Source organism: Plantibacter cousiniae (nom. nud.), from assembly GCF_977070315.1.
This window is the reverse complement of sequence record NZ_CDRVEU010000018.1, coordinates 21,430-33,874: the sequence shown is the minus strand read 5'-3', so window position 1 is coordinate 33,874 and position 12,445 is coordinate 21,430. Positions and strand designations below refer to the sequence as shown.

The 12,445-nt window shown below is 60.4% G+C and carries 13 protein-coding genes; 2 read left to right on the top strand and 11 right to left on the bottom strand.

What is annotated here, in order from left to right; genetic code table 11:
• Positions 1-3 precede the first annotated feature (3 nt).
• Both rpmF and ACW55A_RS26155 read right to left on the bottom strand, forming a co-directional pair.
• Positions 4-186, bottom strand: coding sequence for a 50S ribosomal protein L32 (gene rpmF / locus ACW55A_RS26160; protein WP_003179396.1), 183 nt, complete (start codon positions 184-186; stop codon positions 4-6).
• Positions 187-199: 13 nt separating this feature from the next.
• Entirely contained in the window at positions 200-727 is a 528-nt protein-coding gene (locus ACW55A_RS26155) for a YceD family protein (protein ID WP_002552687.1), read from the bottom strand.
• Between the two features lie 106 nt (positions 728-833).
• On the opposite strand from ACW55A_RS26155, the gene ACW55A_RS26150 reads away from it, so the two are divergent.
• Positions 834-1,412: a Maf family protein gene (locus ACW55A_RS26150; protein ID WP_003430981.1), complete on the top strand. Its 579-nt coding sequence runs from the start codon at positions 834-836 to the stop codon at positions 1,410-1,412.
• A gap of 55 nt (positions 1,413-1,467) precedes the next feature.
• Here ACW55A_RS26150 and sppA read toward each other — a convergent pair whose 3' ends face one another.
• Genes sppA through rluC form a run of 3 tightly spaced genes read right to left on the bottom strand, consistent with a single transcriptional unit; the run spans position 1,468 to position 4,099 of the window.
• A complete protein-coding gene (sppA, locus tag ACW55A_RS26145) occupies positions 1,468-2,466 on the bottom strand; it encodes a signal peptide peptidase SppA (RefSeq protein WP_498811999.1) in 999 nt (332 codons plus the stop codon).
• A 24-nt stretch (positions 2,467-2,490) separates the two neighbouring features.
• On the bottom strand, positions 2,491-3,153 hold the full coding sequence (locus ACW55A_RS26140) for an HAD-IA family hydrolase (protein ID WP_065349321.1): 663 nt from the start codon (positions 3,151-3,153) through the stop codon (positions 2,491-2,493).
• The gene (rluC, locus tag ACW55A_RS26135) at positions 3,143-4,099 is read right to left on the bottom strand and encodes a 23S rRNA pseudouridine(955/2504/2580) synthase RluC (protein WP_003317474.1); all 957 of its coding nucleotides are present in this window, start codon (positions 4,097-4,099) and stop codon (positions 3,143-3,145) included. Before rluC ends, ACW55A_RS26140 begins: the two co-directional genes overlap by 11 nt.
• Positions 4,100-4,825: 726 nt before the next feature.
• Here rluC and rne point away from each other — a divergent pair.
• Positions 4,826-8,140 carry a ribonuclease E gene (rne, locus tag ACW55A_RS26130; RefSeq protein ID WP_499140657.1) on the top strand — a complete coding sequence of 1,105 codons (3,315 nt, stop codon included), beginning with the start codon at positions 4,826-4,828 and terminating at the stop codon, positions 8,138-8,140.
• 154 nt (positions 8,141-8,294) lie between these two features.
• Here the strand turns inward: rne and murB are convergent, their stop codons facing one another.
• From murB to ACW55A_RS26100, 6 genes are read right to left on the bottom strand one after another with little or no spacing between them, the layout of a single operon-like run.
• Positions 8,295-9,314, bottom strand: coding sequence for a UDP-N-acetylmuramate dehydrogenase (murB, locus tag ACW55A_RS26125; RefSeq protein WP_003430975.1), 1,020 nt, complete (start codon positions 9,312-9,314; stop codon positions 8,295-8,297).
• A 34-nt stretch (positions 9,315-9,348) separates the two neighbouring features.
• On the bottom strand, positions 9,349-10,113 hold the full coding sequence (gene kdsB / locus ACW55A_RS26120) for a 3-deoxy-manno-octulosonate cytidylyltransferase (RefSeq protein WP_455809545.1): 765 nt from the start codon (positions 10,111-10,113) through the stop codon (positions 9,349-9,351).
• Complete coding sequence (locus ACW55A_RS26115) at positions 10,110-10,295, bottom strand: Trm112 family protein (RefSeq protein ID WP_002552679.1); 186 nt, start codon at positions 10,293-10,295, stop codon at positions 10,110-10,112. Before ACW55A_RS26115 ends, kdsB begins: the two co-directional genes overlap by 4 nt.
• Before the next feature lie 17 nt (positions 10,296-10,312).
• Positions 10,313-11,308 carry a tetraacyldisaccharide 4'-kinase gene (gene lpxK / locus ACW55A_RS26110; RefSeq protein ID WP_455809546.1) on the bottom strand — a complete coding sequence of 332 codons (996 nt, stop codon included), beginning with the start codon at positions 11,306-11,308 and terminating at the stop codon, positions 10,313-10,315.
• Entirely contained in the window at positions 11,308-11,739 is a 432-nt protein-coding gene (locus tag ACW55A_RS26105) for a flagellar polar localization protein PocB (RefSeq protein WP_003409582.1), read from the bottom strand. Before ACW55A_RS26105 ends, lpxK begins: the two co-directional genes overlap by 1 nt.
• On the bottom strand, positions 11,736-12,413 hold the full coding sequence (locus ACW55A_RS26100) for a flagellar polar localization protein PocA (RefSeq protein WP_003430973.1): 678 nt from the start codon (positions 12,411-12,413) through the stop codon (positions 11,736-11,738). Before ACW55A_RS26100 ends, ACW55A_RS26105 begins: the two co-directional genes overlap by 4 nt.
• Positions 12,414-12,445: the final 32 nt, after the last annotated feature.

Here is a 12,445-nt window from a genome sequence, read left to right as displayed (position 1 = left end):
AAATTACTCGTCAGCGCCCTTGTCGATCACTTTACGACCACGGTATACGCCTTCTGGCGATACGTGGTGACGCAGGTGAACTTCACCAGTGGTCTTTTCTACCGACAGAGTGCTTGCCTCAAGAGCGTCGTGCGAACGACGCATGTCACGGGCAGAGCGGGATTTTTTGTTCTGCTGAACAGCCATAATTGATTAACTCCTAAACGTTTGGGTCACGCTTTAACTGCGCCAATACACTGAACGGGTTGGACCGCGTTACCTCGTCCACGCTCGGTTCGGGCTCATCGAGACCCGCCGGTTGCTGGCATTCTTCAGGATGATGAGCAGGCACAATGGGCAAGGCGAGCAATAGCTCCTCCTCGATCAATGCCAGCAGATCCAAAGGATCTTCGCCCAGTTCCAGCACGTCATAACCTTTCGGTAACGACTGGGTATTCGCACCCTCCTTCACCACGGCGTAACTGCATTCGCTGTGGATCGGCAGGGTCACCAGCTCAAGACAACGCTGGCAAACCATCTTGACCGGGACGTCTATCGAACTGTGGATAACCACAGAACGGCGTTCGTCACGCTCAAAAACGAATTTCGCCTGCACCGTACCGACAGTGTCGGCCAGCGGGTCGCAGAGTCTCTTCAGATCGCCCAGCAGCACTTCACCCTGAAGGGTAGTGCCGCGATCGGACAATTTGCGCGGGTCAACGTGAGATGGAATCGGGTCATTCAACATAGGCGCAGCATTCTAGGGATGCCCCCCGGGCATGTCAAAGGAAATTCAGGCCTGTTCGTCACTCCGGCCACTCTTTAGAATCAACGCTCAGCCTACGGAGAACCGCATGCCATCCCTGCTCCTCGCTTCCAGCTCCTCATACCGCCGCGAACTGCTCGCCCGCCTGCGCCTGCCATTCACCTGCAGGTCTCCGGATATCGATGAAAGCCGGCGACCGAACGAGGCCGCATTCGACCTCGTACAACGCCTTGCCCGGGAGAAGGCCCAGGCGCTGGCCGCGGAACATCCACACCACCTGATCATCGGCTCCGACCAGGTCGCCGTTCTTGACGAACAGGTCCTGGGCAAACCGCACAGCTTCGAACGCGCACTGGAACAGCTGACGGCAGCGAGCGGCAAAAGCGTGACCTTCCTGACCGGTCTGGCCCTGCTCAACAGCTCGACCGGCGAGTGCCAGGTCGACTGCGTGCCTTTTACAGTACACATGCGCGAACTCGACCGGGCCAGCATCGAACGCTACCTGCATGCTGAACAGCCCTATGACTGCGCAGGCAGCTTCAAGGCAGAAGGCCTTGGCGTCAGCCTGTTTCGCAGCACCGAAGGCAGCGATGCGACCAGCCTGATCGGCCTGCCGCTGATACGCCTGGTGGACATGCTAATAAAGGAAGGCCTCAGCGTACCCTGAGACTCAGACAAAGAACCCGGCCATTGGCCGGGTTCTTTATTTCTGCATCAAGCCATCAACGCAGGCTTGGGCCGTTGAAACCGACCAGCATGGCAATTCGCTCGGCGATACTGGTGCCGAGTTTTTTCGAAAAGCGATCAAAAAGCGACTCTTCGACGGCGTACTCGACGATGTCCTTTTCCTTGATTACGTCACGCGCAACATAACTTGCACTGCCCAGACCATCCACCAGACCCAGCGCAACAGCCTGCTCGCCGGTCCAGATCAGCCCGGAGAACAGCTCCGGGTGATCCTTGTCCTTCAGCCGGTCGCCACGACCCTGTTTGACACTGGCGATGAACTGGCGATGAGTCGTGTCCAGCACACCCTGCCAGAACTGCGTTTCATCAGCCTTCTGCGGCTGGAACGGATCAAGGAATGCCTTGTGCTCGCCGGAAGTATAGGTACGGCGGTCAACGCCGAGCTTATCCATGGCACCGACAAAGCCGAAACCTGCTGCCGTCACACCGATCGACCCCACCAGACTGGCCTTGTCGGCGTAAATCTGGTCAGCGGCACTGGCGATGTAATAAGCCCCCGAAGCACCGAGATCGGTAATGACCGCATACACCTTGATGTCCGGCTTCGCCGCGCGCAGACGACGGATTTCGTCGTAGACATAGCCCGACTGCACAGGACTGCCACCCGGGCTGTTGATTCGCAGAATCACACCCTTGGTCTTTTCATCCTCGAAGGCTTTCTGCAGCGCAGTGACAATGTTCTCGGCACTGGCCGCTTCCTTGTCGGCAATCACGCCCTGCACATCGATCAGCGCAGTGTGGCTGGAACGACGAGAAGTGCCGCCCTCGAAATCCAGCATCGGGACGATCACTGCAACAAACAGGAACGCGAACGTCAGCAGCTTGAAAAAGATCCCCCAGCGACGCGCGCGGCGCTGCTCCTGAACACTGGCCAGCAGCGTCTTTTCAAGAAGCTTCCAGCTCTTCGCCTCTTCCCTGCCATTGATGCCCTCGTCCGCGCCTTGCGAAACGGGTGCCTTCCATTCGTCAGACATGTTCCAATCACTCCAACCCGAAAACTAGACGCTGCGCCCGTTCAACCAGGTGCGCAGCTCGGAAAAATGCTCGATAGCCAGCCGCGGCTCGAACTGACGCAGCGACTCCAGCGGCTGAGCGCCATAGCCCACCGCAACCGAATCCATACCGGCGTTGCGAGCCATCAGCAGATCGAACGAAGCATCGCCGATCATCAGCGAACGCTGCGGCGTAACCTCACAGTGCGCCATGATCTCGTTCAACATCAGCGGATCAGGCTTGCTGGCGGTCTCGTCGGCTGCCCGGGTGACATCGAAGTAATCCTGCCAGCCATTGGCCTTCAGCACACGATCAAGCCCACGACGCGCCTTGCCGGTAGCGACCGCCAGACGATAGCCGTCCTCGCGAAACGCCTGCATCGACTCCACCACACCGTCGAACAGCGGCGACGGCACGTTATCCATCGCCATGTAACTGTCCGCGTAGCGCTGCCGAAAATCGATCAGCTGGTTGCCGCTGATCTGCGGATACAGGGTTCGAATCGCCTCGGGCAGCCCCAGGCCAATAATCCCCTTGATCGCCGTATCGTCGCGAACTTCAAGGTCGGTCTCGATGGCCGCCGTGCGCATGGACAGAACGATGCGCCCGACCGAGTCGGCCAGTGTGCCGTCCCAGTCGAAAATCAACAGATCGTAATCACGGCGCACTCAAACGCTCCACTGTTTTGGCCCACATGTCATCGACAGGCGCCTGCACATTAAGCTTGCTGCCATCGGGCATCGGCACCGTCAGCATGTAGGCGTGCAGAAACAGACGCTTGCCGCCCAGATCGCGAATTTCGCGACTGAAATTCTCGTCACCGTACTTGGTGTCACCTGCAATCGCATGACCCGCGTGCAAGGTGTGCACGCGGATCTGGTGGGTACGTCCGGTGACCGGCTTGGCTTCGACCATGGTGGCAAAGTCGCCAAAACGACGCAGCACCTTGAAAATCGTCAGAGCCTCCTTGCCCTCTTCATTCACTTCGACCATGCGCTCGCCGGAGCGCAGGTTGCTTTTCATCAGCGGCGCACGCACCTGCTTCAGGGCCGTTGCCCAGTTACCGCGGACCAGCGCCATGTAGCGCTTGTCGACGCCGTCGCCGCGCAGGGCTTCGTGCAGATGACGCAGCATGCTGCGTTTCTTGGCAATCATCAGCAGACCGGACGTGTCGCGATCGAGACGGTGCACCAGTTCGAGCTCTTTGGCATCCGGGCGCAACTGGCGAAACGCTTCGATCACACCAAAACTCAGGCCGCTGCCGCCATGCACGGCGATACCTGCGGGCTTGTTGAGCACGATAAGCGCCTTGTCTTCGTAAACGATCGCAGCTTCGAGACGCTGCAACAGTGCCTGCGCGACCGGCACAGGCTCGTCGCGCTCAGGCACGCGCACAGGAGGAATGCGCACGATATCGCCTGCCTGCAACTTGTACTCCGGCTTGATCCGCCCCTTGTTCACACGCACTTCGCCTTTGCGCAAAATGCGGTAAATCAAGGTTTTGGGTACACCCTTGAGATAAGTGATCAGAAAATTATCGATGCGTTGACCGGCAAGTTCCGGGGCAACCTCAACCAGCTGGACACCGGGGGTTGGGGGGGCAATATTCGTCATGCCGCAAATGATAACAATTTTTTATGGATTTGAAGCACTTAATGATTGCTGCTATAGTCGCGAACGCCGCCAAAAGCGGCCGGACAGCGGACCAACGGTTGACAACCGGCCCTGACCAACGCAATTCACAAGGACGGGAGGCCGTCCTACGCAGTGTTCGGTGACAACGGAGCACGCTGAAAACGTAACGAGCGCAGGTGACATGAGGCCGGAAACACGCCTGACCGCAGAGCAGACAGCTCGCGGCCAGTGCGGACAGTTCATGGCCAGTTCACAAAGTGCAGTCGCTTTCAGACGCTACGAGCGAATGCTTCGGGAACAACGCCTCAAGCCATGATGCGCGACCTTCCCTATCGAAGGTCGCGGTAAATGCCAACCCGCTGCGGATTCTGCGCGCGGCAGCACCCGAATTATCAGGGATACGTGTAGGGTGGAGACGCACAACCATCGGACTGTGTAGCACAAGGCTTGTTCTAGACGCTTCATCTCGTCCGCTACCGATGGTCGATTCCTCCTCCTGACAAAGCTTTTGCTGAAAGGGGTGTCTTATGCCACCACAGCAAGCAGGAAACGTCGTCGCGACCCTCCGCCCCCTCTGGGCGAGGACCTCGCTAGACACTGGAGTGTCCAACCACTCCTGACGTGCCCTGACACCGACCGTGAGAAGTCGTGTGTGCCGAACGCCGTTTCCGGCAGCCCGGAAACCGACGGTACTACATGAAAAGAATGCTGATTAACGCAACTCAACCCGAAGAGTTGCGTGTTGCACTGGTAGACGGCCAGCGCCTCTACGACCTGGACATCGAGTCAGGTGCACGCGAGCAGAAGAAGGCCAACATCTATAAAGGCCGAATCACTCGCATCGAACCCAGCCTCGAGGCTGCCTTTGTCGATTTCGGCTCTGAGCGCCACGGCTTCCTGCCCCTCAAGGAAATCTCCCGCGAGTACTTCAAGAAAGCCCCTGAAGGCCGCGTCAACATCAAGGACGTCCTGAGCGAAGGCCAGGAAGTCATCGTTCAGGTCGAGAAAGAAGAGCGTGGCAACAAGGGCGCAGCCCTGACCACCTTCATCAGCCTCGCAGGCCGCTATCTGGTTCTGATGCCGAACAACCCTCGTGCCGGCGGTATCTCGCGCCGTATCGAAGGCGAAGAGCGCAACGAACTGCGTGAAGCCCTCAACGGCCTGATCGCGCCAGCCGACATGGGCCTGATCGTTCGTACTGCCGGCCTGGGCCGCAGCAGCGAAGAAATGCAGTGGGACCTCGATTACCTGCTGCAACTGTGGACCGCCATCAAGGAAGCGTCCCTCGATCGCTCCGCCCCTTTCCTGATTTACCAGGAAAGCAACGTCATCATCCGCGCCATCCGTGACTACCTGCGTCAGGATATCGGTGAAGTCCTGATCGACAGCATCGAAGCCCAGGAAGAAGCGCTGACGTTCATCCGTCAGGTGATGCCGCAGTACGCCAGCAAGATCAAGCTGTATGAAGACAGCGTTCCGCTGTTCAACCGCTTCCAGATCGAAAGCCAGATCGAAACCGCCTTCCAGCGCGTAGTCGAACTGCCTTCCGGTGGCTCCATCGTCATCGATCCGACCGAAGCCCTGGTGTCTATCGACATCAACTCGGCGCGCGCCACCAAAGGCAGCGACATCGAAGAAACCGCCCTGCAGACCAACCTTGAAGCGGCTGAGGAAATCGCCCGTCAACTGCGTCTGCGTGACATCGGCGGCCTGATCGTCATCGACTTCATCGACATGACGCCGGCCAAGAACCAGCGCGCCGTGGAAGAGAAAGTCCGCGAAAGCCTGGAAGCCGACCGTGCCCGCGTGCAGATCGGTCGCATTTCGCGTTTCGGTCTGCTGGAAATGTCCCGTCAGCGCCTGCGTCCATCGCTGGGCGAAAGCAGCGGCATCGTCTGCCCTCGCTGCAACGGCACCGGCATCATCCGTGATGTTGAATCGCTGTCGCTGGCTATCCTGCGCCTGATCGAAGAAGAAGCCCTGAAAGACCGCACTGCCGAAGTGCGCGCCCAGGTGCCGATTCCGGTCGCGGCTTTCCTGCTCAACGAAAAACGCAACTCGATCACCAAGATCGAACTGCGCACCCGTGCGCGCATCATCATTCTGCCGAACGATCAGCTGGAAACGCCGCACTTCGAAGTTCAGCGTCTGCGTGATGACAGCCCTGAAGCGCACAGCAGCCAGACCAGCTATGAAATCGCTGCTGCCGCTGCCGAAGTGGAAGAAATTGCACCACTGGCCGCCGCAACCCGCACCCTGGTTCGTCAGGAAGCGGCCGTCAAGACTGCTCCGGCTCGCGCCAATGCGCCGGTCCCGGTAGAAGCCGCTGCCCCTGCGGCAACGCCTGCACCGGCACCTGCCGCTCACGAGCCAAGCCTGTTCAAGGGTCTGGTGAAATCCCTGGTCAGCCTGTTCGCGACCAAGGAAGAGCCTGTCGCTCCGATTGTGGTTGAGAAGCCTGTTGCAGAACAGCGTCCAGCCCGCAACGAGGAACGCCGCAACGGCCGCCAGCAGAGCCGTGGCCGCAACAATCGCCGCGACGAAGAGCGCAAGCCTCGTGAAGAACGCGCCCCCCGCGAAGAGCGTGCAGAGCGCGCACCTCGTGAAGAGCGTGCTCCGCGTGAAGAACGTGCACCTCGTGAAGAGCGCACCGTTCGCGAACCGCGTGAAGCCCGCGAGGAGTCGGCACCGCGCGAAGAGCGTCCAGCCCGTACCACCCGCGAGCGCAAGCCGCGTGAAGCGCGCGAAGATCGCCCGGTTCGCGAACTGCGCGAGCCTCTGGATGCAGCCCCTGCGGTGAACCTCGCTCGCGAGGAGCGTCCTGAACGCGCACCACGCGAAGAGCGCCAGCCGCGCGCCCCTCGTGAAGAACGTCAACCACGCGCCGAACAGGCCGCGGCTGCCGTGAGCGAAGAGGAAGTGCTGCTCAACGAAGAGCAGATCAATGACGAGAACCAGGAAGGCAACGACGGTAGCGAAGGCGACCGCCCTCGCCGCCGCTCGCGTGGCCAGCGTCGTCGCAGCAATCGTCGTGAGCGTCAGCGCGATGCCAATGGCAACGTGATCGAAGGCTCCGAAGAGAACGGCAACGAAGAAGAAGGCAGCGCCACCGACCTGTCGGCGGGTCTGGGCTTCACCGCCGCAGCTTCCGCTGCCAGCAGCGTGATCAGCGCGCCTGCCGAAGCCGACGCGCATCAGCAGGCCGAACGTGCCAACAGCAACGCCGCCGCTGCAGACGCCGAGCCAGCGCATCAGGCAGCTGCTGCCAAAGCATCTGCGACCGAAGCGCCTGTGACTGAAACGCCAGTAGCTGAAACGCCAGCCGCCGAAGCACCGGCTGCCGAAAAAGCACCGACCGTTGCCGAACCGACTGTCGAGGCACCTGCCGTTGAAGCCCCTGTAGCGGACGATGCTCCTGTAGCACAGCCTGCTCCAGAGGTTGAAGTTCAGCCGGCAGCGGTCGAAGCCCCGGCCATTGCTGCGCAGTCCGAACTGTTCGAAGCACCTCACGCAGAACGCGTAGTGCCGTTCAAGCCGACGCCAGAGCCAGCACCACAGGCGCCGGTCGAAGCGGCGGCTCATGAGGAAGTGCCAGCCACCGAATCATCCGAACTGCCAACGCCTGCACCTGCTGCCGTCGAGCCGGTAGCCGTGAAAGAAGAGCCTGCTCCTTACGTCGCGCCTCAGCCGGTCGTTGAAGAACAGGCACCTGCCCCACTAGAGCAGGCACCTGCGGCTGAAGAAGCAGCGCCTGCACCAGTGGTCAGCAGCACGGGCCGCGCACCGAACGATCCTCGTGAAGTTCGTCGCCGCAAGCGTGAAGAAGAAGCACGTCGTCAACAGGAAGCCGCTGCTGCCAGCGCTCCAGTCGTCGAGGCAGCGCCTGCTGCCGCTGAAGCAGAATCGGCCCAGCCTTCACCGGCAGCCGGGGAAAAGACCGAAGAAGCGGCCACTGAGCAACCAGCAGTCAAACCGCAACATGAAGCCGAGAAAGAAAACGAGCCTAAACCCCTCGCCTAATCCCGGCCCATGAAAAAGCCCCGCCTGTGCAAACAGGCGGGGCTTTTTCATGCCCGTTGATTGAGGGCTGCACTGCGTTCATCTTCAATACACAGCGCTTGAGCTGATCCCTTCGCGAGCAGGCTCGCTCCCACAAGAGACCATCTTCAGGCTATCAGTAGAGGTTCGGCTCCATCTCCAGCTCGACACCGAAACGTTCGGCAATGTCGGTCTGGATACGGCGCGCCAGACTCAGCAGCTGCAAGCCACTGGCCTGCCCATAGTTGACCAGCACCAGCGACTGAAGCTTGTGCACGCCAGCATCACCATCGCGATAACCCTTCCATCCCGCCTGCTCGATCAGCCATCCGGCCGCCAGTTTCACCCGGCCATCGTCCAGCGGGTAGCCGACGACACCTGGGTGCTGCTGTTTGATCGTTGCGTACAGTTCGGCAGGGATAATCGGGTTTTTGAAGAAACTGCCGGCATTGCCCAGCACCGCGGGGTCAGGCAGCTTTTCACTGCGAATGGCGCAGATCGCACGGCTGACATCGAACGGCGTCGGCCGATCAATACCCAGCTCGTCGAGACGCTGACGAACCGGGCCATATTCGAGGTGCAGGCGAGCTACGCGACTGAGCTTGAAACGCACACGCAGGATCAACCAGCGCGCGACCTGATGCTTGAACACGCTGTCGCGGTAGCCGAACGCACAGTCCTGCAGAGAAAACTCGCGCAATTCGCCGGTTTCACGATCCAGCGCAGTCAGGCTATGGAAGACATCCTTGATCTCGACGCCATAGGCACCGATGTTCTGCATGGGTGCCGCACCAACGGTGCCTGGAATCAGACTGAGGTTTTCCAGCCCCGCCAGCCCCAGCTCCAGACAGGACTGCACGAACGGATGCCAGGGCTCGCCGGCCTCTGCCTCGACAATCGACTCGAGACAGTCCTCATGCACGATGCGAATGCCGCGGCTGACCATGCGTACGACCAGTGACTGCACGTCAGCGCTGAGCAGCAGGTTGCTGCCACCGCCAATCACCAGCAGTGGCACATCGTGCTCGGCCGAATAGGCCAGCGCCTGGCGAACATCGTCATCGCTGTGCGCTTCGGCAAATAGCCGGGCTTGAACATCCACACCGAACGTATTGAACGGTTTGAGGGAAATCGCGGATTGCACCTGCAAGGTCATACCCTCGCCTTCCCGAACCACTGGAAGCAGCGCATCAACCCTCCAGCAAGCGCCTTACGCGCTCCAGGTCTTCAGGCGTATCGACGCCACCGGGTGGCGCTTCAAGCGCGTCGGCAACGTGAATCCGCACGCCATTCCACAGCGCACGCAATTGTTCCAGGCTTTCAGTGCTTTCCAGCCAGCACGGCCCCCAATTGACGAAGTCATGCAGGAAGCCCGCACGGTAGGCATAGATACCGATATGCCGACGATAAGGCACACCGGCAGGCAATTGGTCACGATTTGCTGCGAGCGCATCGCGCGCCCATGGCAAGGGAGCCCGGCTGAACGTCAGCGCCAGGCCGTTGATGTCCGTAGCCACCTTGACGATGTTGGGGTTGAACAACGCGGCCACGTCGTCGATAGGCTCGGCCAGTGTAGACATGCCGGCTTCGGGATGAGCGGCCAGATTGGACGCCACCTGATCGATCACCGCAGGCGGGATCATCGGCTCGTCGCCCTGCACATTGACGACAATCGCGTCAACCGCCAGGCCCAATTGCGCGGCCACCTCAGCCAGACGATCGGTGCCGGAGTTGTGATCGTCGCGCGTCAGCAGCACTTCGGCACCAAAAGCCTGACAGGCTTCGACAATGCGCGCATCGTCGGTGGCAATCACCACACGTTCGGCGCTGCTCTTGCACGCCTGCTCCCAGACCAGCTGAACCATGGGTTTGCCGGCAATGGTTTTCAGCGGCTTGCCCGGAAAGCGACTGGAGCCGTAGCGCGCCGGAATGACAACGGTAAACGCTGCGGTCATTTTTCCAGCCGCTCGTCGGTGCTCAGGGTACGAGCTTCGCTTTCGAGCATCACCGGGATGCCGTCGCGCACCGGATAGGCAAGACCTGCGCCCTTGCTGATCAGCTCGGTCTTGTCGGCGCTGAGCTTCAATGGTCCCTTGCAGACAGGGCAAGCGAGGATATCGAGTAGTTTGGTGTCCATAGGAGATCCTGAAGCAATCATGGAGAAAGACGTAGCAGTTGCTGGTCGAACCAACCGACAAAGGCATCGGAAGGTAGTGCATCCACTGCCAGATACCACCAGTCATCAGCGGAAAAGGCACGGCATTTCACCGCATCCTTCTCGGTCATGACCAAGGGCAACGCAGGTGCAAATGTCAGCGCCTCGGCGCTGTAGACAGCATGGTCGGCGAACGCGTGAGTCACCGGTTGCCAGTGTAATCCTTCGAGGGTATTGAAGAAACGTTGGGGATTGCCGATTCCGGCGACCGCATGCAGCGCCTGACCGGCCGGGAAATAATCCACCGGCTGACGTTCGCCACTGCGCAGATTGATCAGTGCCGAAGGCTTGAGCCTGAAGGCGTAGCCGTCGTTCCTGTCAGCCGTCGCGCCGTTATAAAGCAAGGCGTCGACACTGCTCAGCCGCTCCACCGGTTCGCGCAACGGCCCGGCAGGCAGACAACGGCGATTGCCCAGACCACGGGCGGCATCGATCAGCACCAGTTCCAGGTCGCGGGCCAGTCGGTAATGCTGCAAGCCGTCGTCGGAAAGAATCACATCCAGTGGTTCGGCAGCGAGCAAGGCCTGTACGGCACGACTGCGATCCGGATCGATCATCAGTGGCACGCCGCAGCGCTGAACGATGAGCAAGGGCTCGTCCCCTGCCTCGCTGGCACTTTGTTCAGGCAGGACGCGCCACGGCAGGCTTGGCGGCGTGGCGCCGTAACCGCGGCTGACCACACCGACACGCAAGCCGCGACGGCGGCAGTGCTCGATCATCCAGAGAATCAACGGCGTCTTGCCAGTGCCACCGACGGTGATATTACCCACCACGATAACCGGCACCGGCGCGCGATAGATATCCCCCTCGCCCGCCACAAACCGCGCCCGCTTGCGTTCTACGACACGCCGGTAGAGGCATTCGAGCGGGCGCAACAGCGCCAGCGCAGGGTGGCCCTTGTACCAGGCGTCGAGCAAACGGTCAGTGAATGCCATCAGTTAGCCGGTGTGGCCTCGACAGTGGTCATGCGCAAGTGACTGAAGCCCAGCTTGCCCGCCGCATCCATGGCCGTGATGACCGACTGGTGCGGGGTCTTGCCATCGGCACTGATCGACAGCGGCAGACTGGTATCGCCCGCCGATTCGCGCTGCAGCGCCTCGATCAGCGTTGCCAGGTCGTTTTTCGGCAACAACTGATTGTTCAGCGAGAAAATCCCGTCGGCGTTGATGGCGATGTCCAGCTGTTTGGCGCTGGCGTCCACGTCCGGCGTTCCGGTAACGGCCTGTGGCAGATCCACCCGCAACTGGGTTTCGCGAGTGAAGGTGGTCGTCACAATGAAGAACAGCAGCAGGATGAACACCACATCAATCAGAGAGACCAGATTGATGTCGATGTTTTCCCGGGGTCTGCGACGGCGAAATTTCACTTCTTCTTGCCCCCGCCCGCTCTGGCCAGCGACTTGAGGTCGATCTTGGCGTCGATCAGATCGACATCGCGGTCGCCCTGCACCACTTCAACCAGACGAATGGCCTGTTGCTCCATGCCGACCACCAGCTCATCGACGCGGCTCTGCAGAAAGCGATGAAAGAAGATCGCCGGGATCGCGACAATAAGACCCGACGCCGTACAGATCAGCGCCTTGGAAATACCACCTGCCAGCACGCCGGCGTTGGCGGTGGCCCCGGAGCTGTTGAACGAGCCGAAGATATCGATCATGCCCAGCACGGTGCCCAGCAAACCAAGCAGCGGCGCCATGGCAGCGATCGAGCCCAGTGCGCTGAGGTAGCGCTCCAGCTCATGAATGACCCGCGCAGCGGCTTCTTCGATGCATTCCTTCATGATCTCGCGACCATGCCTGGAATTGGCCAGACCTGCGGCCAGGATTTCACCCAGCGGCGAGTCCGCGCGCAGCTGCTTGAGCTTTTCGCTGTCCAGCTTCTTTTCCTGAATCCACTGCCAGACCTGCCCGAGCAGGTGCGGTGGCGTGATACGGCTGGCACGCAACGTCCACAGGCGCTCGATGATGATGCCGGCGGCGGCGATGGAGCTCAGAATAATCGGCAGCATCATCCAGCCGCCAGATTTGACCAGTTCCCACACAGTGATCACTCCCTCGAAAAATTGGCGCCACT

Coding starts and splice junctions, on each gene's coding strand:
- ACW55A_RS26155 (WP_002552687.1), bottom strand. CDS start 727: ATGTTGAATGACCCGATTCCATCTCACGTTGACCCGCGCAAATTGTCC.
- rluC (WP_003317474.1), bottom strand. CDS start 4,099: ATGACGAATATTGCCCCCCCAACCCCCGGTGTCCAGCTGGTTGAGGTT.
- rpmF (WP_003179396.1), bottom strand. CDS start 186: ATGGCTGTTCAGCAGAACAAAAAATCCCGCTCTGCCCGTGACATGCGT.
- lpxK (WP_455809546.1), bottom strand. CDS start 11,308: ATGGCATTCACTGACCGTTTGCTCGACGCCTGGTACAAGGGCCACCCT.
- sppA (WP_498811999.1), bottom strand. CDS start 2,466: ATGTCTGACGAATGGAAGGCACCCGTTTCGCAAGGCGCGGACGAGGGC.
- rne (WP_499140657.1), top strand. CDS start 4,826: ATGCTGATTAACGCAACTCAACCCGAAGAGTTGCGTGTTGCACTGGTA.
- murB (WP_003430975.1), bottom strand. CDS start 9,314: ATGACCTTGCAGGTGCAATCCGCGATTTCCCTCAAACCGTTCAATACG.
- ACW55A_RS26115 (WP_002552679.1), bottom strand. CDS start 10,295: ATGGACACCAAACTACTCGATATCCTCGCTTGCCCTGTCTGCAAGGGA.
- ACW55A_RS26150 (WP_003430981.1), top strand. CDS start 834: ATGCCATCCCTGCTCCTCGCTTCCAGCTCCTCATACCGCCGCGAACTG.
- kdsB (WP_455809545.1), bottom strand. CDS start 10,113: ATGACCGCAGCGTTTACCGTTGTCATTCCGGCGCGCTACGGCTCCAGT.